This window comes from Mycobacterium sp. RTGN4 (assembly GCF_033804635.1).
GTDB lineage: Bacteria > Actinomycetota > Actinomycetes > Mycobacteriales > Mycobacteriaceae > Mycobacterium.
The window spans coordinates 574,047-595,509 of record NZ_JAPZLB010000001.1; the positions used below are offsets into that span (position 1 = coordinate 574,047).

Annotated in this window: 21 protein-coding genes and 1 pseudogene; 13 read left to right on the forward strand and 9 right to left on the reverse strand. The window is 65.3% G+C overall.

Features of this window, described 5'->3' with window-relative positions; all coding sequences use genetic code 11:
* The first annotated feature begins 24 nt into the window (after positions 1–24).
* The gene (locus tag SLQ30_RS02775; protein WP_319445299.1) at positions 25–1,116 is read left to right on the forward strand and encodes a methyltransferase; all 1,092 of its coding nucleotides are present in this window, start codon (positions 25–27) and stop codon (positions 1,114–1,116) included.
* A gap of 60 nt (positions 1,117–1,176) precedes the next feature.
* A complete protein-coding gene (locus SLQ30_RS02780; RefSeq protein ID WP_319445589.1) occupies positions 1,177–1,554 on the forward strand; it encodes a RidA family protein in 378 nt (125 codons plus the stop codon).
* On the opposite strand, the gene SLQ30_RS02785 is transcribed toward SLQ30_RS02780, so the two are convergent.
* Positions 1,536–1,931, reverse strand: coding sequence for a DUF952 domain-containing protein (locus SLQ30_RS02785; RefSeq protein WP_319445300.1), 396 nt, complete (start codon positions 1,929–1,931; stop codon positions 1,536–1,538). The two genes, SLQ30_RS02780 and SLQ30_RS02785, sit on opposite strands and share 19 nt — an antisense overlap.
* Positions 1,932–2,078: 147 nt before the next feature.
* Here SLQ30_RS02785 and SLQ30_RS02790 point away from each other — a divergent pair, with 147 nt between their 5' ends.
* Together SLQ30_RS02790 and SLQ30_RS02795 are read left to right on the forward strand one after the other, a co-directional pair.
* Positions 2,079–2,270 (forward strand): hypothetical protein, encoded by a 192-nt coding sequence (locus SLQ30_RS02790; protein ID WP_319445301.1) that lies wholly within the window; start codon positions 2,079–2,081, stop codon positions 2,268–2,270.
* A gap of 63 nt (positions 2,271–2,333) precedes the next feature.
* On the forward strand, positions 2,334–3,344 hold the full coding sequence (locus tag SLQ30_RS02795) for a YihY/virulence factor BrkB family protein (RefSeq protein WP_319445302.1): 1,011 nt from the start codon (positions 2,334–2,336) through the stop codon (positions 3,342–3,344).
* Here the strand turns inward: SLQ30_RS02795 and SLQ30_RS02800 are convergent.
* Entirely contained in the window at positions 3,334–3,570 is a 237-nt protein-coding gene (locus tag SLQ30_RS02800; protein ID WP_319445303.1) for a DUF3039 domain-containing protein, read from the reverse strand. The genes SLQ30_RS02795 and SLQ30_RS02800 overlap by 11 nt on opposite strands.
* A 79-nt stretch (positions 3,571–3,649) precedes the next feature.
* Between SLQ30_RS02800 and SLQ30_RS02805 the strand changes: the two genes are divergently transcribed.
* From SLQ30_RS02805 to SLQ30_RS02815, 3 genes are all read left to right on the forward strand, one after another.
* Positions 3,650–4,048 (forward strand): DUF3099 domain-containing protein, encoded by a 399-nt coding sequence (locus SLQ30_RS02805; protein ID WP_319445304.1) that lies wholly within the window; start codon positions 3,650–3,652, stop codon positions 4,046–4,048.
* A 150-nt stretch (positions 4,049–4,198) separates the two neighbouring features.
* Complete coding sequence (locus SLQ30_RS02810) at positions 4,199–5,158, forward strand: sigma-70 family RNA polymerase sigma factor (RefSeq protein WP_319445590.1); 960 nt, start codon at positions 4,199–4,201, stop codon at positions 5,156–5,158.
* Positions 5,159–5,298: 140 nt separating this feature from the next.
* On the forward strand, positions 5,299–5,988 hold the full coding sequence (locus SLQ30_RS02815; protein ID WP_319445305.1) for a metal-dependent transcriptional regulator: 690 nt from the start codon (positions 5,299–5,301) through the stop codon (positions 5,986–5,988).
* On the opposite strand, the pseudogene SLQ30_RS02825 reads toward SLQ30_RS02815, so the two are convergent.
* A pseudogene (locus SLQ30_RS02825) lies at positions 5,985–7,033 on the reverse strand (DUF4192 domain-containing protein). The gene SLQ30_RS02815 and the pseudogene SLQ30_RS02825 overlap by 4 nt on opposite strands.
* A 158-nt stretch (positions 7,034–7,191) precedes the next feature.
* Between SLQ30_RS02825 and sthA the strand changes: the two are divergent.
* On the forward strand, positions 7,192–8,607 hold the full coding sequence (gene sthA, locus SLQ30_RS02830) for a Si-specific NAD(P)(+) transhydrogenase (protein ID WP_319445306.1): 1,416 nt from the start codon (positions 7,192–7,194) through the stop codon (positions 8,605–8,607).
* 6 nt (positions 8,608–8,613) lie between these two features.
* On the opposite strand, the gene SLQ30_RS02835 is transcribed toward sthA, so the two are convergent.
* Positions 8,614–9,384 (reverse strand): trypsin-like serine peptidase, encoded by a 771-nt coding sequence (locus tag SLQ30_RS02835; RefSeq protein WP_319445307.1) that lies wholly within the window; start codon positions 9,382–9,384, stop codon positions 8,614–8,616.
* Between the two features lie 185 nt (positions 9,385–9,569).
* On the opposite strand from SLQ30_RS02835, the gene SLQ30_RS02840 reads away from it, so the two are divergent.
* From SLQ30_RS02840 to SLQ30_RS02850, 3 genes are all read left to right on the forward strand, one after another.
* Positions 9,570–10,502 carry a PAC2 family protein gene (locus SLQ30_RS02840; protein WP_319445591.1) on the forward strand — a complete coding sequence of 311 codons (933 nt, stop codon included), beginning with the start codon at positions 9,570–9,572 and terminating at the stop codon, positions 10,500–10,502.
* A gap of 38 nt (positions 10,503–10,540) precedes the next feature.
* Positions 10,541–11,581 carry an alpha/beta hydrolase gene (locus tag SLQ30_RS02845; protein WP_319445308.1) on the forward strand — a complete coding sequence of 347 codons (1,041 nt, stop codon included), beginning with the start codon at positions 10,541–10,543 and terminating at the stop codon, positions 11,579–11,581.
* A gap of 76 nt (positions 11,582–11,657) precedes the next feature.
* A complete protein-coding gene (locus SLQ30_RS02850; protein WP_319445309.1) occupies positions 11,658–12,356 on the forward strand; it encodes a PhzF family phenazine biosynthesis protein in 699 nt (232 codons plus the stop codon).
* A gap of 5 nt (positions 12,357–12,361) precedes the next feature.
* On the opposite strand, the gene nrdR is transcribed toward SLQ30_RS02850, so the two are convergent.
* Positions 12,362–12,826: a transcriptional regulator NrdR gene (gene nrdR, locus SLQ30_RS02855; RefSeq protein WP_319445310.1), complete on the reverse strand. Its 465-nt coding sequence runs from the start codon at positions 12,824–12,826 to the stop codon at positions 12,362–12,364.
* Positions 12,827–12,912: 86 nt separating this feature from the next.
* Positions 12,913–13,368, reverse strand: coding sequence for a LysM peptidoglycan-binding domain-containing protein (locus SLQ30_RS02860; protein ID WP_319445311.1), 456 nt, complete (start codon positions 13,366–13,368; stop codon positions 12,913–12,915).
* 200 nt (positions 13,369–13,568) lie between these two features.
* Here SLQ30_RS02860 and lexA point away from each other — a divergent pair, with 200 nt between their 5' ends.
* Complete coding sequence (gene lexA / locus SLQ30_RS02865; protein ID WP_319445312.1) at positions 13,569–14,228, forward strand: transcriptional repressor LexA; 660 nt, start codon at positions 13,569–13,571, stop codon at positions 14,226–14,228.
* Between the two features lie 10 nt (positions 14,229–14,238).
* Here lexA and SLQ30_RS02870 read toward each other — a convergent pair whose 3' ends face one another.
* On the reverse strand, positions 14,239–16,248 hold the full coding sequence (locus tag SLQ30_RS02870) for a hypothetical protein (RefSeq protein ID WP_319445313.1): 2,010 nt from the start codon (positions 16,246–16,248) through the stop codon (positions 14,239–14,241).
* 180 nt (positions 16,249–16,428) lie between these two features.
* On the reverse strand, positions 16,429–17,589 hold the full coding sequence (locus tag SLQ30_RS02875) for an acyl-CoA dehydrogenase family protein (RefSeq protein ID WP_319445314.1): 1,161 nt from the start codon (positions 17,587–17,589) through the stop codon (positions 16,429–16,431).
* A 157-nt stretch (positions 17,590–17,746) separates the two neighbouring features.
* On the opposite strand from SLQ30_RS02875, the gene SLQ30_RS02880 reads away from it, so the two are divergent.
* On the forward strand, positions 17,747–20,038 hold the full coding sequence (locus SLQ30_RS02880) for a molybdopterin-dependent oxidoreductase (protein ID WP_319445315.1): 2,292 nt from the start codon (positions 17,747–17,749) through the stop codon (positions 20,036–20,038).
* Between the two features lie 9 nt (positions 20,039–20,047).
* Here the strand turns inward: SLQ30_RS02880 and hflX are convergent, their stop codons facing one another.
* On the reverse strand, positions 20,048–21,445 hold the full coding sequence (hflX, locus tag SLQ30_RS02885) for a GTPase HflX (protein WP_319445316.1): 1,398 nt from the start codon (positions 21,443–21,445) through the stop codon (positions 20,048–20,050).
* Positions 21,446–21,463 lie beyond the last annotated feature (18 nt).

A 21,463-nucleotide genomic window follows, 5' to 3' on the forward strand; every position in this document is an offset into this window, starting at 1 on the left:
ACAGGAAACGCTAAGGTTGGCGTCGTGTCAGACACCTCGAAACCACCACCCGCCTGGCTGATCGATGGCATCGGCCGCGTCCGCGCAGGCCTCGGCCTGCTCCACCGAGCCGCCGTACCGCCCAAGGTCGCGCTGCTGGAGATCGCACAGGGCGCCTGGCTCACCCAGGCGCTGTACGTGGCCACGAAGCTCGGCATCGCCAACGTGCTTGCGTCCGGGCCGCTGAGTGCCGACGAGGTCGCCAGCAAGGTCGGGTCGGATGCGAGTGCCACCTTCCGGCTCATGCGCGCGCTCGCAAGCAACGGGATCCTCAAGCGACGTCGCGACGGCAGTTTCGCACTGACCCGAGTCGGACAAGAATTGCGCACGGACAGCCCCGACACGATGGCGGCCATGGTCGAATTGATAGGCACTCAAGAACATTGGGAACACTGGGGCAGCCTGTTGCACTCCGTGCAGACGGGCGAGACCGCGGCCGAGGCGGTCCGCGGCATGCCGATCTTCGACTACTTCGAGACTAGGCCGGAGTACGCCGAGGTCTTCAACCGGGCGATGACCGGCGTGTCCAGCATGGCCATCGAAAGCCTGGACGGTGCATACGATTTCAGCGACCGAAAGCTGATCGTCGACGTCGGCGGCGGGCACGGCGCGCTGCTCGGCGCAGTGCTGCGGAAAGCCCCCCGAGCCAGGGGGGTGCTGTTCGACCAGCCGTCGGTCATCGACGGCGCGGGCGCGCCATTGGAGGCCGCAGGCGTCAGCGAGCGCTGCACCATGGTCGGCGGTTCCTTCTTCGAGTCTGTGCCCGAAGGCGGGGACGCCTACCTGCTCAAGACGATCGTGCATGACTGGGCCGACGATCAGGCGCTGACGATTTTGCGCAATGTCCGTTCGGCCATCGCCCCGACCGGACGGCTGCTCGTGCTCGAACTGGTGTTGCCAGCGGGTGCGCCGCCGCACCCCGGCATGTTGCTCGACCTCGAGATGCTCGTCCAGGCGGGCGGCCGGGAACGTACCGGATCCGAGTACGCAGAGTTGTTGTCCAAGGCTGGTTTTCGCCAGACCCGGATCGTGCCCACCGCGGGTCCGATGTCCATCGTCGAGGCCGTGCCCGCGTAGTCGAAACCGCGTTCTGAGCCCCTTCCCCGGGGCCGCGTCGCAGTATGGTGACTCGTCGTGATGCCCTTCCACGCGCGCGTGAACGTCTCTTCGGACTCCCCGTTCGAGGAGCAGGTCGGCTACTCACGGGCGGTACGCATCGGACCGCTGGTCGTCGTTGCGGGCACCACGGCCGCCGGTGACGGCCTCGCCGCCCAGAGTCGGGAAGTGTTCCGCCGCATCGAGGCGGCGCTGACCGAGGCAGGTGCAGCGCTCTCCGACGTGGTGCGCACGCGGATGTACGTGACCGACATCAGCCACTGGGACGTGGTGGCGGCCGTCCATGCCGAGGTGTTCGGCGACATCCGCCCGGTCGCCACGATGGTCGAGGTGTCCGCGCTCATCTCGCCGGACCTCCTCGTCGAAGTGGAAGTCGACGCCTACCTGTCCAACTCCTGATCCCGTTCCAACAGCTGCTCCTCGGACAGTTCGGGGAACCTCCCGTCGGCGCCCGGCCCGTACGGCGTGATGCTCGTCACAGCGGCCATCGGGAGCGGCCCATACAGATGCGGGAAGCGCATCGCCTCCGGATCACCCGGCACGCCGGGCTCCCAACGCACCGGCGCATCCAACGACGCTGGATCGCATTGCAGCAAAACCATGTCGGTGCGGCCGGCATACAGCCGATTGGCGGGCAGATGGACCTGCTGGGGGGCAGAAAGATGCACGAAGCCGACATCGTCGAGCGACGGTGGCTTACGCAGGCCGAGCCGTTCGGCGGCTCGCCACTCATCCGTCGTGCACAGGTGGACGAATATTCGAGGCGCGGCGATCATCCGCTGAGTGTGCCGGACCTGCAACTTGGGTATTGCGTGAGACACGACACACCGGTGAACGGTCGGGGAACAAGGCCGGAAGCAAAAACGTCTGAGACAGTAGACCCACGAGCGGTAGACGCACCAGCAGAAACGGAGGAGAGCGCCATGAACGCAACTCTGACCAGTCCCGAACTGACTCGGGCTGATCGCTGTGACCGGTGCGGCGCCGCCGCCCGTGTTCGCGCCAAGCTGCCTTCGGGAGCCGAGCTGCTGTTCTGCCAGCACCACGCCAACGAGCACGAGGCAAAGCTCGTGGAGTTGGCTGCGGTCCTGGAAGTCGACCCCGTCGAGGCCTGACCGACCCGCCGACGACCGTCAATTTGGGTTGCGGCGGCCCGCATCGGTAATGCTGGTCTGGTCATGAATGACCAACCAGCGCCAGTCAAGCCCAGCCGACACCACATTTGGCGGGTGGCCAAGCGCACGCTTGTGAAGAGCTGGGACGATTCGATCTTCTCGGAGTCGGCTCAGGCCGCGTTCTGGTGCGCCTTGTCGCTACCGCCGCTGCTGCTCGGGATGCTCGGCAGCCTGGCCTACGTAGCGCCGCTGTTCGGACCTGAGACGCTACCGATGATCACGGAGCAGATCCTCAACACCGCGAAGAATTTCTTCTCGCCCAATGTGGTGAACGAGATCATCGAGCCGACGATCCGGGACATCGCCCAAGGGGCGCGCGGCGAAGTGGTCTCGATCGGATTCGTGATCTCGTTGTGGGCAGGGTCGTCCGCGATATCGGCCTTCGTCGACTCGATTACCGAGGCGCACGACCAGACGCCACTGCGTCACCCGGTGCGTCAAAGGTTTTATGCGCTCGGGCTCTACCTGGCGATGTTGGTCACCGTGATCATCTCGGCGCCGTTCGTCGCCCTCGGGCCGATCAAGATCGCCGAACACATTCCGGTGCGCCTGGCCAACGCGCTCCAGTACGGGTACTACCCGGTCTTGGTCGTGGGCCTGGTGTTGGCATTCAACGTGCTCTACCGGGTAGCGCTGCCCAAGCCGCTGCCAACGCACCGGCTCGCATACGGTGCCGTGCTAGCCACGCTGGTGTTCCTGGTCGCGACGTTGGGATTGCGGTTCTATCTGACCTGGATCACCGAGACGGGATACACCTATGGCGCGCTGGCGACCCCGATCGCGTTCCTGCTGTTCGCCTTCTTCCTCGGCTTCGCGATCATGATCGGCGCCGAGTTGAACGCCGCGATCCAGGAAGAGTGGCCCGCGCCGGACACCCACGCCCGCCGACTGCGCGAATGGCTGGAGGACAAGGCCGACGAAGTGCGCAATGGCAACGGTGACCAAGAAGACGCCGCACAAGAAGACGCCGGGCAAGCGAACGTCGGGGCGCCGCCGGCGCGGCCTACTTCTTGAGCGACTCGTAGATCCGTTTGCAATCCGCACATACCGGTGAACCGGGTTTGGCGGACTTGGTCACCGGGAAGACCTCGCCACACAGGGCAACGACATGGGTCCCCATGACGGCACTTTCGGCGATTTTGTCCTTCTTCACATAGTGGAAGACCTTGGGTGCGTCGTCGTCCGTCCCGTCATCGGCGCGTTCGTCGGTGTCGGTGCGCTCGATCGTCTGGGTCTGCATGGCATTCATTGTGCCCAAAGATGGATCCGTAAGAAACCGGGCCGATTACCCGGGCACGGAAGTGTGGAACAGTGGAGATATGAAACACGGCCAAGAGCTGAGTTTCGACGATGACGGCAAGCCCGTGCTCATCACCCGTGCGGAACAACCGTACGAAGTGCAGCACCGAGAGCGCGTGCGCAAGTACCTGACGATCATGTCGTTCCGCGTCCCGGCACTCCTGCTGGCGGCTGGGGCGTACGGCCTCTGGCACAACGGACTCATCTCGCTGGCCATCCTCGTCGCGTCGATCCCGTTGCCGTGGATCGCCGTGTTGATCGCCAACGACCGCCCGCCACGGCGGGCCGAGGAGCCACGCCGTTATCAGGCGCCGCGGCGAATTCCGCTCTTCCCCACCTCCGAGCGGCCTGCGCTGGAGCGCCGCTCGCCCGGTTCACCGCAACCGGAGTCGACGGAATCGCCCTACGACGTTCCTTGATGAGAGCCTTCTTGGTCTTTTCTCAGGAGAAATTCAGGTCGACGTCGAATCTCTGCAGGTCAGAAGGTGTGAAACCCGCGACGCGTGGGAACTCTTGAAGCGACAACAGCGTTGTAGCTCATGACAGTTCCACCCGAGCAGGAGGCCGCAATGGCAAACGCCACCCTAAGCCGCGTCGATTCCGATTTGGACAGCCAGAGCCCAGCTGCCGACCTTGTACGCGTGTATCTCAACGGCATCGGCAAAACCGCCTTGCTGAACGCCGCAGACGAGGTCGAGCTAGCCAAACGGATCGAAACAGGGCTTTATGCGCAACATCTGCTCGCCACCAAGAAGCGACTCGGTGACACACGCAAACGCGAACTGGCTGCGGTCGCCCGCGACGGTGAGGCTGCCCGTCGCCACCTCCTCGAGGCCAACCTCCGGCTCGTCGTCTCGCTGGCGAAGCGTTACACCGGTAGAGGCATGCCGCTGCTCGATCTCATCCAGGAAGGCAATCTGGGTCTGATCCGCGCGATGGAGAAGTTCGACTACGCCAAGGGCTTCAAGTTCTCGACGTACGCCACGTGGTGGATCCGCCAGGCCATCACCCGCGGCATGGCAGACCAGAGCCGCACCATTCGCCTCCCCGTCCACCTGGTCGAGCAGGTGAACAAGTTGGCGCGGATCAAGCGTGAGATGCACCAGAACCTGGGTCGCGACGCCACCGACGAGGAACTTGCCGAGGAGTCGGGCATCCCCGCCGAGAAGATCGCCGACCTGCTTTCGCACAGTCGCGATCCGGTGAGTCTGGACATGCCGGTCGGCAGCGACGAAGAGGCGCCACTGGGTGACTTCATCGAGGACGAGAACGCCATGTCCGCCGAGAACGCGGTGATCTCCGAACTGCTGCACACCGATATCCGCCACGTGCTGGCCACCCTCGATGAGCGCGAGCAGCAGGTGATCAGGCTGCGGTTCGGCCTCGACGACGGCCAACCGCGCACACTCGACCAGATCGGCAAGCTGTTCGGGCTTTCCCGGGAGCGGGTCCGCCAGATCGAGCGCGAGGTCATGTCCAAACTCCGTCAGGGTGAGCGCGCAGAGCGGTTGCGTTCGTACGCGAGCTAGCTTCATCACAGTGATCCCCGCCGCTACCGGCGGGGATCACTGCTGTCTGAGATCACATCGCGTCGAACCATGTTGCACCCCAGATCAGCCGCTGACCCCGGTAGACTCGGCTGAGACGCTGGGCTTGGGAAGGCGCGAGCATGAACGACCTGATCGACACAACCGAGATGTACTTGCGAACCATCTACGACCTCGAGGAAGAGGGCGTAGTGCCCCTGCGCGCCCGGATCGCGGAGCGTCTCGAGCAGAGCGGCCCCACAGTCAGCCAGACGGTGTCACGCATGGAGCGCGATGGGCTCCTCCACGTCGCAGGCGATCGGCACCTCGAACTGACCGATAGGGGTCGGGCACTGGCCGTCTCGGTGATGCGCAAGCACCGGCTCGCCGAACGGCTCCTTGTCGACGTGATCGGCGTGCCATGGGAAGAGGTGCACGCCGAGGCCTGCCGCTGGGAACACGTGATGAGCGAGGACGTCGAACGGCGTTTGGTGAAGGTGCTCGACAACCCGACTACGTCGCCGTTCGGCAACCCGATTCCCGGACTGTCCGAGCTCGGCGTCACGTCGTCGGGTGATGACGACGTGACCCTGGTTCGACTCACCGAACTTCCTACCGGCTTCCCCGTGGCCGTGCGCGTCCGCCAGCTCACCGAGCACGTCCAGGGCGACACCGACCTCATCTACCGCCTCAAGGACGCTGGCGTGGTGCCCAACGCGCGCGTCACCGTTCAGGTCAGTGACTCCGGCAGCGTGCTCATCGTCATCCCCGGCCACGAACAGGTCGAACTCCCCCACGATATGGCGCACGCCGTCAAGGTCGAGAAGGTCTAACCCGCCCGGCGGCCAAATGGCTGCGGGGGTGGCAAACGGACACCGATGCGCTTCGCCAGGCGGTAGCCCGTGCGCGCGAGCTCCCGGATCTGCTGAGGGCGCATCCCCGTCTGCAGCGCCTGATCCAGCATGCGCGCCATCTTGTGTTCCGGGTCAGCGCGCAACGCCTCCCCCAGCGAGATGCCCGCCAGCGGGCCATCGCCCCGTGAGTACGCCGAAAAGGCAAGCAGCACAAGCGCTTCCACACGCGAGGGATCAGGAAGCACGCGCACCATCATCGCCCAGAGCGCCTCGGCTTCGTGTCGGCGCTGCCGACGGCGAGCGCATACATCGTGTCGCGCACCCGCGGATCGGTCAGTGCGCAAGCGAGCCTGGCCACGTCGTCGTCGGGCAGTCGGCCGCTTTCGGCGATGGTGCTCGCCGCTTCCATGGCATGTTCGACATCGCGGCGGGCGGCCGTAGCCGGGCGGCCGCCGCCCGCGTGGGTGGCACGCTCGATCAGCACGCTGAGCCCGCTCGCCCGCTCGGGCTCTGCCAACGCGACGAAATCGAGGAGTTCCTCACGGCGGGCGTAAAGCGGCCGTCCGTCGAGCACGGCCGCCGCAGCCAGCGGGGACGACGCCGGATCGTCGACCGTGCCGCTGGCGCCGCACCCGTCGGCACAGTGCCAACGTCCACCAGCGGCGATCTGGTCGACGACGTGAGCCGCCCACAGTTCGATGCCGTGCACCTTCAGCGCGTCGGTGACGGCTGCGGCCAGTTCGCGGTACTCGTCGTTGCACATCCGGCATGACGCCCCCGACTCGTCGACGACGACCAGGACGGCCCGTTCGGGGCGGCTGGCCGCGGCAACCTCGGCCATCTGGAGGGCAACGCCGTACAGGTCGTCTGACAGATCGACGCGCATCGCGCAGCCCAGGCAACCGTGCTCGATCGTGACGAGGACGAGAGATTTCTCCGGGACGAAGCCGAGCAGGGCGGGAATCGCGGCGATGAGTTCGCCGGGACGGGTGAGCGAATAGTCGTACGGATCAGAAGTGGTCATGCGCCGAACTTCCCAGCAGACCCCGTCGCATTTGCCCGCTCGCGCCCTGGTGCGTGACCAGGTGTGGATCAAAGCGCATCTGGGGATGAAGAACGTTGTTCACGCGCAGTTGACGTACACGGCATGCGAGATTGCGCCAACCGGCGTACACCTTGTCCATGGGTTCCACGCAGGAATACGACCTCGTCGTCATCGGCTCCGGGCCGGGTGGTCAGAAAGCGGCCATCGCCGCTGCGAAACTCGGCAAGTCGGTCGCGGTGATCGAACGCGGTCGCATGCTCGGCGGCGTGTGCGTGAACACCGGAACCATTCCGTCGAAGACGCTGCGCGAGGCGGTCGTCTACCTCACGGGTATGAGCCAACGCGAGTTGTACGGCGCCAGTTACCGCGTCAAGGAGAAGATCACCCCGGCCGACCTACTTGCGCGCACCGCACACGTCATCGGCAAGGAGATCGACGTGGTGCGCTCGCAGCTGATGCGCAACCGCATCGAGCTGTACATCGGCCACGCGCGGTTCATCGACGAGCACACCATCCACGTCGACGATCCCAACCGCGCCGAGCGCATCACGGTGAGCGGCCGCTACATCGTGATCGCGACCGGGACCCTGCCCGCGCGGCCGGTCGGCATCGAGTTCGACGACAATCGCGTCCTGGACTCCGACGGCATCCTCGATCTGAAGACCATCCCGACGTCGATGGTGGTGGTCGGCGCGGGGGTCATCGGCATCGAATATGCGTCAATGTTCGCTGCGCTCGGCACCAAGGTCACCGTCGTCGAGAAACGCGACAACATCTTGGAGTTCTGCGATCCCGAGATCATCGAGGCGCTGAAGTTCCATCTGCGCGACCTCGCCGTCACGTTCCGGTTCGGCGAAGAGGTCACCGGGGTCGACGTCGGCGCCTCTGGCACCGTCACGACGCTGGCCAGTGGCAAGCAGATTCCCGCCGAGACGGTCATGTACTCGGCAGGCCGTCAGGGCCAGACCGATCACCTCGATCTGCCCAACGCCGGGCTCGAGGCCGACAACCGCGGCCGGATCTTCGTCGACGACAACTACCAGACGAAGGTCGACCACATCTATGCCGTCGGTGACGTCATCGGATTCCCCGCGCTGGCCGCCACCTCGATGGACCAGGGCAGGCTGGCCGCGTACCACGCCTTCGGAGAGCCATGCAGGGGCATGACCGAACTGCAGCCCATCGGCATCTACTCCATCCCCGAGGTGTCTTACGTGGGCGCCACCGAAGTCGACCTGACCAAGGACTCGGTGCCGTATGAGGTCGGGGTATCGCGCTATCGCGAGCTCGCCCGCGGGCAGATCGCAGGCGACTCCTACGGCATGCTCAAGCTGCTGGTGTCCACCGAGGACCTGCGATTGCTCGGCGTGCACATCTTCGGCACCAATGCGACCGAGATGGTGCACATCGGGCAGGCCGTGATGGGCTGCGGAGGGACGGTCGAATACCTCGTCGACGCCGTCTTCAACTACCCGACGTTCTCCGAGGCGTACAAAGTGGCCGCGCTCGACGTGATGAACAAGCTGCGCGCGCTGAACCAGTTCAAGAGCTAACGGCGCTCAGCATTCGCTGAGGAACGTCGTCGGCGCGGCGTCGCCTGGCCCGCCCGCTTCCGCGCGGGCAAGCAACTGCTTGATCGCGCCGTCGAACGGCGGCGAGTACGACACGTCCTCTTGGCAGCCACCACCGTCCAACCCCCCGATGACCCCGGTCACCGTGGAGTTGGCGATCCACGGCGCACCGCTGGTCCCGTCGACGAACCCCGCGCACGGCACGGAGGGGTATCCGTGGAGCGTGCCCGTGCGGGCTTGGCAGCCGAGTTGTTCGCCGCCTATGCCGATGGCGTAGCCGGTCACCGTGACCTCGGTGCCATCACTCGGCGCCCCGCCGATCGTGAACCCGCCGCCGACCTGACTCTCCAACGAACCGCTCCCGTCACGACTCACCCGGGCAATTGCGAAGTCCGCCAACGGATCCTGGCTGGCCATCCATCGCGGATCCAGATAGACGGCGTCAATCCGCCAGTAGTCCTTGTCGTCGGCATCCTTGTCATAGCCGGGCACGAAGTACGCGTCGATGCCGTTGGCCATGCAGTGCGCGGCAGTGACGATCAGGTCGCCTGCCGCCGAGTCCAGTACCGACGCACTGCACACATGCATGTTCTTGTCGCCGAGGAACACCGCGCCGACCCGCAGATCGGGACCGACGGCCGCCGCGGGCACCGGGGATGTTTGGATGGTGGGTCTTTCGACCGCACCGGGTATCGCACGCGTGCAGGACGCGGTCAGCACTAGCAGTGCCGCCGTGAAAACCATCCACCTGCCACGCATGATCAACGATCTTGCCTGAAGACCCTGGATGTGGCGCAGCGGAATGCCCAGGTACCGCCGCCGTGTTCGAACGGATGTGTGGGCCACAATGGCATCAACGCCAAAGTGCGCAACACTTAGGTGTACGAGGAGGAACGCGAGTGGCTGACGACCAGGAGCAGCAATACCAACCCGAGCCGACGGGGATGTACGAGCTGGAATTTCCGGCACCCCAACTGTCCGCGGCAGACGGCCGCGGACCGGTGATGATCCATGCGCTGGAGGGGTTCTCCGACGCTGGGCACGCCATCAAGCTGGCTGCTGCGCACCTCAAGGAGACACTGGACACGGAATTGGTGGCGTCGTTCGCCATCGACGAACTCCTGGACTACCGGTCACGCCGCCCGCTGATGACGTTCAAGACCGATCACTTCACCGGCTACGACGACCCGGAGCTCAACCTCTACGCCCTCAACGACAGCGTCGGTACCCCGTTTCTGCTGCTCGCAGGCCTGGAGCCGGACCTGAAGTGGGAGCGATTCATCACGGCCGTGCGGCTGCTCGCCGAACGGCTCGGCGTGCGGCAGGTGATCGGCCTCGGCACCATTCCGATGGCCGTGCCACACACGCGGCCCATCACCATGACCGCTCATGCCAGCAACAAGGACCTGATCACCGACCACGAGCCGTGGGTCGGTGAAGTGCAGGTGCCCGCCAGCGTGTCCAACCTGCTGGAATACCGATTGACCCAGCACGGCCACGAGGCCGTGGGCTTCACCGTTCACGTGCCGCACTACCTGGCACAGACGGACTATCCCCCGGCAGCCGAGGCCTTGCTGTCCCAGGTGGCGCGCACAGGGGCACTGGAATTCCCGCTCACGGCCCTGTTGACGTCGGGCGCAGAAGTCCACGACAAGATCAACGAACAGGTGGAATCAAGTGCGGAGGTCGCTCAAGTGGTGACCGCGTTGGAGCGCCAGTACGATGCGTTCGTCTCTGCTCAGGAAAATCGGAGCTTGCTAGCACGTGACGAAGACCTGCCGAGCGGTGACGAACTCGGTGCCGAGTTCGAGCGGTTCCTCGCTCAGCAGGCCGGCGACGAGTCCGCGGGCGGAGACGACGGCGGTGCAGCGCCCTAGCCGGGCCCGACAGTGAAGTTGGCGAGGAGTTGGCGACAGTGTCTGATCAAAAGAGCAAGACCAAACGAAAGCCCAACTTGCGCCCCGTGCGCGAGCTCACGCCGACGTTGGAGTACCGCACCATCCACGGCTATCGGCGCGCGTTCCGGGTCGCCGGGACCGGACCCGCCATCCTGCTGATCCACGGAATCGGTGACAACTCGACCACGTGGCAGACGGTGCAGAGCAAGCTCGCCCAACGATTCACCGTCATCGCGCCGGACCTGCTTGGTCACGGCAAGTCGGACAAGCCGCGTGCAGACTATTCGGTGGCCGCCTACGCCAACGGAATGCGTGATCTGCTCAGCGTGCTCGACATCGAACACGTCACGGTGATCGGCCATTCGCTCGGCGGCGGTGTCGCCATGCAGTTCGCCTATCAGTTTCCGCAATTGGTGGAGCGATTGATCCTCGTCGGCGCAGGCGGTGTCACCAAGGACGTCAACATCGCCCTGCGCATCGCTTCAGTGCCCATGGGCAGCGAGGCGCTCGCCCTGCTGCGGCTACCCATGGTGCTGCCTGCCCTTCAGGTGCTCGGCCGCATCGGCGGCGCGCTCTTCGGCTCCACAGGTGTCGGCCGCGACCTACCCGACGTCGTTCGGATTCTCAACGACCTACCCGAGCCCACCGCGTCGTCGGCGTTCGCCCGTACGCTGCGTGCGGTGGTAGACTGGCGCGGTCAGGTAGTCACCATGCTCGATCGATGTTATTTGACGGAATCCGTACCGGTGCAACTCATTTGGGGATCCCGCGACTCGGTCATCCCTGTCGAGCACGCCAGGATGGCACACGCGGCCATGCCCGGCTCTCAACTCGAGGTGTTCGACGGATCCGGCCACTTCCCGTTCCACGACGATCCCGACCGCTTCGTCGAGCTCGTTGAGAAGTTCATCGACTCCACCGAACCCGCTGTCTACGACCACGATGTTTTGCGAAACCTGTTGCGCACCGGCATTAGCGAACAGACCATCACCGGCACGATCGACACCCGCGTGGCCGTGCTCGACGCAATGGGGCAGGACGAGCGCAGCGCCACCTGAGCCGTTACGCGCCACACATCTCCCCCGCCGCATTCGGCCGCCCCACCGGTCCGACGACACCACGTAGCATCGAGCCATGGCCATCGACGTGAGCGTGCTACGCGTCTTCACCGACTCCGCAGGCAACTTCGGCAATCTACTTGGCGTGGTCGACTCGAGCGTCATCGCTCCGTCGGATCGACAGCGCGTCGCCACCGAATTGGGTTACAGCGAGACGATTTTCGTCGAGCTGCCAGCGGCCGGCGTCAGCACCGCACGGGCGCACATCTTCACCCCGGCGACGGAGTTGCCGTTCGCCGGACATCCCACGGTCGGGTTGTCGTGGTGGCTGAAGAATCGTGGGACACCGATCAATACACTCCAGGTGCCGGCGGGCGTCGTTCAGGTGGAATACGACACCCGGCCGGACGGCGAATTGACCGTCATCAGAGCGCGCTCCGAATGGGCGCCCGCCTTCTCCATTTACGAGCTGAGTTCGGTCGACGAGGTCCTGGGCGCCGATCCCGACGACTACTCCGATGACGTCGACCACTACGTGTGGGCGTGGATTGACCGGGACGCGGGCGTCATTCGGTCGCGATTGTTCGCCAGTAATCTGGGCATTCGCGAGGACGAGGCGACAGGCGCCGCCGCGGTTCGCATCACGGATCACCTGAGTCGCGACCTCGAAATAACGCAGGGCAAGGGTTCGCAGCTGAGCACCCGCTGGAATGCGGAGGGTTGGGTGAAGGTCGCGGGACGCGTCGTCGACGACGGCGTTCGACAGCTCGACTGACCGCGTCAGCCCGAAGTGGACACGCCGCGGTGCGCGCGCAGCGCTTCAATCTCGCGTTCGAAGTCATCGGCCGACGAGAACGACCGGTAGACCGACGCGAATCGCAGATAGGCGACTTCATCGAGGTCTCGCAATGGACCAAGGATCGCGAGGCCGACTTCGTTGCTTGGCACTTCGGGTGATCCGGTGGCGCGAACGGCATCTTCCACCTGCTGCGCCAATAGATTCAGCGCGTCGTCGTCGACCTGACGGCCCTGACAGGCCCGACGGACACCCTTGATGACCTTCTCGCGACTGAACGGTTCGGTGACCCCGCTGCGCTTCACTACCGCCAGCACTGCGGTCTCCACGGTGGTGAACCGGCGGCCGCATTCCGGGCAGGATCGGCGACGCCTGATTGCCTGGCCTTCATCGGCTTCACGGGAGTCCACCACCCTCGAGTCGGGATTGCGGCAGAAAGGACAGTGCATACCGCTCCTTCGCCGCGTGCTCCTACGGGGGACGCATACGAGCGTACCGTTGCACGGCAGCGAATTTCACGGCGCATGTCGGCTGATCAGCCGACGGGGGCGATCAGCGTTCGACCAGCGTCCACAGTGCCCGAGCCAAGCTTGTTCAATTCGCGGATCTGATCGACGACCGCCGCCGCGGGCGCATCGGGCGCAATCCGCGCAGCGAGTTGCTGCAACGACTCTCCCGACTGGACCCTGACCACCGCAAGCTGACTGGGAATGGCCTCAGGCGAGTCCGACGACGTCACGGATCCACCGAGTTGCGCGACCAGTCCCAGCCAAATGGTGACGGCGCCGGCGATCAGCGCGAGCAGGACGGTCGACAGCGGAGTGATCGGCCGGCGGCGGTGCGATGCACGCGACATCAGCACTCCGGTGCCTTGGTAGGGATGCGCCGCTCCATGCGGGCGGGTCGACCGCGGACGGCGTCGCACGTCCTGCCGAGGACGCACTCGACGTACGACGAGATCAGTGGGGTCTTCACGGGTGATGATGGTCATCTTCGGGGCCTTCCTCGTAGCGCTATTCGCTCCTGTGTTCGAAACCATAATCGATCATCTGTTCGATTAATAGAACATGTGATCGAACTGTTGCAAACCATAACCAGGGCCACCGACAAGAAAATTCCGTCCGAGCAGCGCAGCGACACGCCTCGAACACATGTTTGATTATCAGAACCGGTACGACTACATTCGCAAGCATGAGCGATAGCGCAGCGAGCCTGACCGAACGTCAGCGCACCATCCTCGACGTCATTCGCAACTCCGTCACCACCAGGGGTTATCCGCCTAGCATCCGTGAGATCGGCGACGCCGTGGGCTTGACGTCCACCTCGTCGGTCGCACACCAACTGCGCACGCTGGAGCGCAAGGGCTACCTCCGGCGTGACCCGAACCGGCCACGCGCCGTCGACGTGCGTGGGACCGATGACCATCCCGTGACCACGACCGTCTCCACCGACGTCGCAGGAACCGACGCGCTGCCGGAGCCGACCTACGTGCCCGTACTCGGCCGGATCGCCGCCGGCGGGCCGATTCTGGCCGAGGAGGCCGTCGAGGACGTCTTCCCGCTGCCCCGCGAGCTCGTCGGCGAGGGCTCGTTGTTCCTGCTGAAGGTCGTCGGCGAATCGATGATCGACGCAGCGATCTGCGACGGCGACTGGGTGGTCATCCGGCAGCAGAACGTCGCCGACAACGGCGACATCGTGGCGGCCATGATCGACGGAGAGGCGACCGTCAAGACGTTCAAGCGCACCGGCGGTCAGGTGTGGCTGATGCCGCACAACCCGTTGTTCGACCCGATTCCCGGTAACGATGCCGCGATCCTGGGCAAGGTCGTCACCGTCATCCGCAAGATCTGACGGGCGAAGCTCAGGCCTTCACGAATCCGTTCGTCAGCGCGAATTCTTCACTTGCAAACCAGATTTCCGCTCGTGCTTCGTCATAGCGTTCACTGCCTGGCAGCCAGTACAGGCCGCTCTTGGTGTCGGCCTTGACCGGGTAGCCATCGGGCGCGTGGAATGCGTCCTCCGTCGCCAAGCGCAATGACGTCTCTGCGGGCGCCGGCTCCTCGATGATGATCGCGGCGTGCCGACCACTGGCCGGACCGGAGTCGGGCTCTTCTTCGTGATCGGGCTCAGGCTCCTCGTCGTGATCGGGTTCGCGCGCCTCTTGGTGATCGGATTCGGGCTCCGAAGCGATCTCGGTGGGCGCGGTATCGACCGAATCCGGGTCGTCCTGGAAGTCGTCCTTGGGATCGGCCTGGGGAGCCGAGGGCGGCTCTTCTGTCGGCGGAGGCGAGTTGGGCGCAATACGAATCGCGGGGTCGGAACTACCCGTGTCCGAAGGCATCGCCCACATGCTCACCGGGGCGTACTGGACCGGAGGGCCGATGCCGATGACGGGCTGCGGCCGCGACTCGAGGTCGCGGTGTTCGTCGTGGTCGAAGTCGTCGAAGTCGTCGTGCTCGTGGTCGTCGTGGTCACCGGGGTAACCGGCGTCGAACCCGTCCAACGGCTGATCGTCGTGACGTCGGCGATTCAACAACACACCGATCACCACCGCAACGAGTAGCACCACGATCGGGACGATGGCCAACAGCCACCAGCGGTGCCACGTGTACCACTTGTCGCTGTTGGCGGTAGAGACCTGTCCGGGAGGTGGCGCCTGCAACGCCTTCAGCCCTGGAATCTCCAGCCCGGCAAGTTGTGACGCAAGTTTCGCGGGTTCGGTGCTGAACTCGTTGGTCACCTTGTTCCAGGTGATCGCGCCACCGTTGAACTTCTGGGTGACCTCTTCGCCGTTCTCGGTCTGATCGGCCGTCGGCGCACCAAGGTCGCCCGTCGCTCCCCCGAGCTTGGCCCACGCCGCGTTCATGGCGCCGCGCACGATGACAGCGCCGAAGTCCGGCGTCCAGAAGATCACCGGTTGGTCGGGGGCGGCGAACGTCACGATCGAGCTTTGCGGGGCCAGCCCACCGTCGCCCACGCTGCTCGTCGGGAAGCCGAGATCGCCCTGCGGACCCCCGACGCTTTCGTACTTCGCCAGGCTCTGACCCGTTACGACGTTGGCGCCGGTGGCAGGACTGTAGAAGATCTTGCCGCCTGCGTAGTTCTGGCCGACGCCATCCGGCGGGATCTGATACTGCCCGCCGTCTGCGGCCCCAAGTGGCCCCATCGGTCCGCCTGCGACCCTGCGCGCGGCGTTGATCGCCGACGTCACGTCACCCGGGACCTGAAGGCCCGCAAGCTGTTCCGCGAGTTCTGGTGGGGTGGTCGTGAAGGCGTTGGTCTTGCGATTCCACGACAGCTGGCCGCCGGTGAACGTCTGATTCACCAGATCGCCGCGGTACACCGCGTCCTCGGTCGGCACCCCGAGCACACCCGCGGATCCGCCGAGCCTGTCCCACGCGGCGTTGAGGGCCCCTCGCACCACGTGCGCGCCGGCGTCGGGCGTCCAGAAGATGACGGGATTGTCGGCCGCGCTGAAGGTGGTGTTGCGACTGTCCGGGGCCTTACCGGCGCCCTCGTCGATGTTGGGGAAGCCAAGATCGCCGTCGGCAGGCCCGCCCAACGACAGGTACTTGTCCAGGATCGCACCAGCCATGATGTGCGCGCCGGTCTCCGGAGTGAAGAAGATCTTCCCGCCCGCAAAGTTCTGACCGAACCCCGCCCCGGCCGGGTACGCGCCGCCGTCCTTGATGCCCAGCGATCCCGTCGCACCGCCGCTGGCCTCCCAGGCCTGAGTCATCGCTGCGTCGGCATCTCCTATCGGGTCAGCCGACGCCAAAGGCGGAGCGAGGAACGCGACGGCGACCGCCGTCACGAGGCTCACCGTCACACGCCCCAACGTCGTACCCAACAGGGTTCGCAATCCGGTCATCAGTCCTCCCCGCGATCGGCGCAAGCGGCCCTGCAAACATCGCGCCCGTCAACTTTGCTTTAGTCGACGTCCATCTTGAGGGATATACACGCTGGAGCGGCAATGTGTCGCAGAAGACACCGGCTTCCAAAATCAGATTCAGCGGATGAAATCGCTGGCCAGAGCAGGTCGGCGAGCCGACTAGACGCCAAGGCTGCGTCCGATGATCTCCTTCATGATCTCCGTCGTCCCGCCGTAGATCGTCTGGATGCGCGAGTCCAGGTACGCCCGGGCGACCGGATACTCGCGCATGTAGCCGTAGCCACCGTGCAGTTGGAGGCAGCGGTCGTTCAGGCGCACCTGTGCCTCGGTGGAATACCACTTGGCCATGGCCGCCTGCTCGACGGTCAGCTGCTCCTCGAGGTGCAGTTTGAGGAACTCGTCGACCATCATGCGGACGACGGTGGCCTCTGTGGACAACTCCGCCAGCGTGAATCGGGTGTTCTGGAAGCTTCCGATCGGCTTGCCGAACGCCTTGCGATCCTTGGTGTATTGCAAGGTCTGCTCCAGCACGGCCTCCATGCCCGCGGCGGCCATGACCGCAATGCTGATTCGCTCCTGGGGCAGGTTCTGCATCAGATAGACGAAACCCTGCCCTTCGTCGCCGAGGAGGTTCTCGGCAGGCACCTTGACATCGGTGAAGGAGAGTTCCGCGGTGTCCTGGGCCTCGAGGCCGATCTTGTCGAGGTGGCGGCCACGTTCGAACCCGTCCATGCCACGCTCGACGACCAGCAGCGAGAACCCAAGTGCGCCCTTCTCCGGGTCCGTGCACGCGACGACGATGACCAGGTCGGCGTTGATGCCGTTGGTGATGAAGGTCTTCGAGCCGTTGAGCACCCAGCTGCCATCGTCCTGCTTGACCGCACGACTCTTGATGCCCTGCAGGTCGCTGCCGGTGCCCGGCTCGGTCATGGCGATCGCCGTGATCAATTCGCCCGAGCAGAATCCGGGCAGCCAGCGCTGCTTCTGCTCGTCGGTCCCGAGCCGCAGCAGATAGGGCGCGATGATGTCGTTCTGCAGCGAAAAGCCGAGCCCGCTATAGCGGCCTGCGGTCGTCTCCTCAGTCACGATGACGTTGTAGCGAAAGTCAGGCTCTCCGCCGCCGCCGTACTCCTCGGGCACGGCCATGCCGAGAAAGCCCTGCTTGCCGGCTTCGAGCCAGACCTCGCGGTCCACGATCTTGTCCTTTTCCCACTGGTCGTGGAACGGCGCGACGTGGCGCTCGAGGAAGGCGCGATACGAGTCGCGGAAGAGCTCGTGTTCGGGTTCGAAGAGGGTGCGCTCGTACTTGATGACGCCCATGGATGACCTCCGAGGTGGGACGAGGGATGCGAGAAAGAGTCGAGCCGACCCTATCTCACCCAACCGGATGGTTGGTACCGGCGGTACCGGGTGTCCGAGCGCCCCGTGGCGACCGCGGGGGGCACGGCGATCGCCCGCCCCGAATAGACTTGCCCGCATGGCGTCCGGTTCGAGCCTCACCCACTGGGGCGCGTTCTCCGCTGACGTCCGCGACGGTGACATCGCGACCGTTCGGCCCTTCCCAGGCGACGCCGACCCTTCACCGCTACTCGGCAATCTGGTGGGCTCCATCCGCCACCGGTCGCGGATCGCAGGCCCCGTCATCCGGCGCGGCTGGCTCGACGACGGCCCTGGCCCGAGCACGCAACGAGGTTCCGACCAATTCGTCGCCGTGCCTTGGGAAGAGCTCACCGAACGGTTGGCCGACGAGCTGCGCCGGGTCGTCGACACGCACGGCAACGAGGCCATCTACGGCGGCTCCTATGGATGGGCCAGCGCAGGAAGGTTTCACCACGCTCAGAGCCAGGTGCACCGCTTCTTGAAACTGCTTGGTGGTTATACCTTTTCGCGGCACTCCTACAGTCTTGGCGCGACCGGGGTCATCATGCCGCACATCGTCGGCACCCACGACGACCTGTTCAAGCGGTCGACCAACTGGCAGGTGATCGTCGACAACACGGATCTCATGGTGTGTTTCGGTGGAGTGGCGCTCAAGAACTCCGCGGTCAATCCCGGTGGTGCCACTGAACATCCGTCTCGCGGTGCGCTGGCCCGGTTGCGCGAACGAGGCGGGAAGATCGTCTCGTTCAGCCCGCTGCGCGACGACGTCGACGGCGATTGCGAATGGTTTGCGCCGGTACCCGGCACCGACGTCGCGATCATGTTGGCGCTGGCGTTCGTGCTGGCGACCGAGGGCCTCGCCGACCGCGACTTCCTGGACCGCTACTGCGTCGGATACCCGCAATTCGAGCGCTACCTGCTGGGTGCCGACGACGGAGTGGCGAAGTCACCAGCATGGGCGGCGGCGATCAGCGGCCTGTCCGCCGACGACCTGACCACCTTGGCCCGGCGGATGGCCGCCGGTCGCACGATGGTGACCGTCAGCTGGTCCTTGCAACGGGCACGCCACGGCGAGCAAGCACCGTGGATGGGTCTGGTGCTGGCCGCCATGCTCGGTCAGATCGGGCTTCCCGGAGGCGGTTTCGGCCATGGCTACGGATCGCAGAACGAACTCGGCATGCCACCGCTGCGCTGCGGGCTGCCGACCTTTCCACAAGGCGCGAACCCGGTCCGCACCTTCATTCCGGTGGCCGCCGTCTCCGACATGCTGCTGTCGCCCGGCGAGCAGTTCCAGTACAACGGGAGCACCCTGACCTATCCCGACATCAGATGCGTGTACTGGGCAGGCGGCAATCCCTTCCATCATCACCAGAACCTGCCGAGATTGCGGCGAGCGCTCGCTCGGATCGACACGGTCGTGGTCCACGACCCGTACTGGACGGCAATGGCCAAGCACGCCGACATCGTGTTGCCCTCGACCACCAGCTTCGAGCGCGACGACTATTCGGGATCCCGCAACGATCCCGTACTGATGGCAATGCCCGCGATGGCTCCGCCGCATGCCGAATCGCGCGACGACTACTCGAGCCTCAGCGCGGTGGCCGAACGGCTGGGCTTCGGCGACGCGTTCACCGAGGGCCGCACGCCTCGCCAGTGGTTGGCCCACATGTACGAAAAGTGGGCCGTTGGGCTGGATTTCAGCGTGCCGACCTTCGAGCGCTTCTGGGCGCAGGGGCAGCTGCGGCTGCCGACCGAGCCCGATCTGACGTTGTTCGCCGATTACCGGGTCGATCCACAGGCACACCGATTGGCAACTCCCAGTGGACGGATCGAGATCTTCTCGCAGAAGATCGATGCCTTCGGCTATCCCGACTGCGCTGGCCATCCAACGTGGTACGAACCCGACGAGTGGCTAGGCGGCCCACGCGCAGCTCACTATCCGCTGCACCTGCTCGCCAATCAGCCGGCCACCCGATTGCACAGCCAACTCGATGGTGGAGCCACCAGCCAGCACTCGAAAATTCAAGGACGCGAACCGATCCGGATGCATCCAGCCGATGCGGCCGCGCGCGGACTGTCCGGGGGCGACGTGGTCAGGGTGTTCAACGACCGCGGCGCGTGCCTGGCCGGCCTGGTCGTCGACGATCGGTTACGTCGCCACGTCGTTCAATTGTCGACGGGCGCCTGGTATGACCCCGAGGATCCCGCCGATCCCGATGCGATGTGCGTGCACGGCAACCCGAACGTGTTGACCGCCGACGTCGGCACGTCCTCGCTCGCCAAGGGCTGCACCGGTGCGCACGTGCTGGTCGAGGTTCAGAAGTTCACCGGGGCGCTGCCGCCGATCAAAGCGCACGAACCCCCGCCGATCACCCCAATCCCCCGGTGAGCAGGGGCTTTAGAACGTCGCGAACTCGCGGAGGCTGGCGGCCAACGCAACGGGCACCCGCGCCTTGAACCTGGTGCCCTCCTCCGTGTGCTCGGTGGCATCGATACGGCCGTCGGTGTGCACGCGCGCGACGAGATCGCCACGGTCGTAGGGAATGGTGACGTCGACAGTCAGATCGGTTGGCACCACGAGCTCACTCATGCGGTGCCGCAGCCGGTCCAATCCGTCGCCGGTGTGCGCCGAGACGAACACCGCGTCGGGCAATGCGCGGCGTAGCTGAGCAAGCATCAGCCCACTGGCCGCGTCGGTCTTGTTGACCACCAACAACTCCGGAGGCGGGGCGATGTCGTACTCCGCCACCACGTCGTTGACGACCTGACGGACGGCGTTGATCTGCGCCAGTGGGTTGACGTCGGAACCGTCCACGACGTGAACGAGCAGCTCTGCGTCGATGACTTCTTCCAACGTCGACCGGAACGCTTCGATGAGCTGCGTGGGCAGGTGCCGCACGAACCCAACGGTATCGGTGAGCACGAAGGGGCGCCCGTCGTCGAATTGCCCACGGCGCGTGGTCGGTTCGAGCGTGGCGAACAACGCGTTCTCGACGAGCACGCCCGCACCGGTGAGCGCATTGAGCACACTTGACTTGCCCGCGTTGGTGTAGCCGACGATCGCAATCGGCGCGACGTCGCTGCGCCGGCGGCCGCTGCGCTGCGTGTCGCGGATCTTCTTCATGTCCTTGATCTCGCGACGCAGCTTGGACATGCGCTCGCGGATGCGGCGCCGGTCGGTTTCGATCTTCGTCTCACCCGGCCCGCGGGTACCCACTCCGCCGCCGCTACCACCGGCGCCGCCACCCTGCCGGGACATCGACTCACCCCAGCCGCGCAGTCTGGGCAGCATGTACTGCATCTGCGCGTAGGCGACCTGCGCCTTGCCCTCCGCGGACGTGGCGTGCTGGGCGAAGATGTCGAGGATCAGCGCGGTGCGGTCGACGACCTTGACCTTGACGGCCTTCTCCAGCGCGTTGAGCTGCCCGGGAGTCAACTCGCCGTCGCAGATGACGGTGTCGGCCCCGGTGGCCATGACCACCTCGCGCAGTTCCTGGGCCTTGCCGGAGCCGATGTACGTCCCCGCGTCGGGCTTGTCGCGCCGCTGGATCATGCCCTCGAGCACCTCTGAGCCCGCGGTTTCGGCGAGTGCGGCCAATTCGGCCAGGCTGGCGTCGGCGTCGGCGGACGTTCCGTCGGTCCAGACTCCGACGAGTACGACGCGCTCCAGGCGCAGCTGGCGGTATTCGACTTCGGAGACGTCGGCAAGTTCTGTCGACAATCCGACCACCCTGCGCAGCGCAGCGCGGTCTTCGAGGGCGAGCTCGCCGGTACTCGGGATGTGGGGACGTGTCATAGGTAGCTACCGATGTTG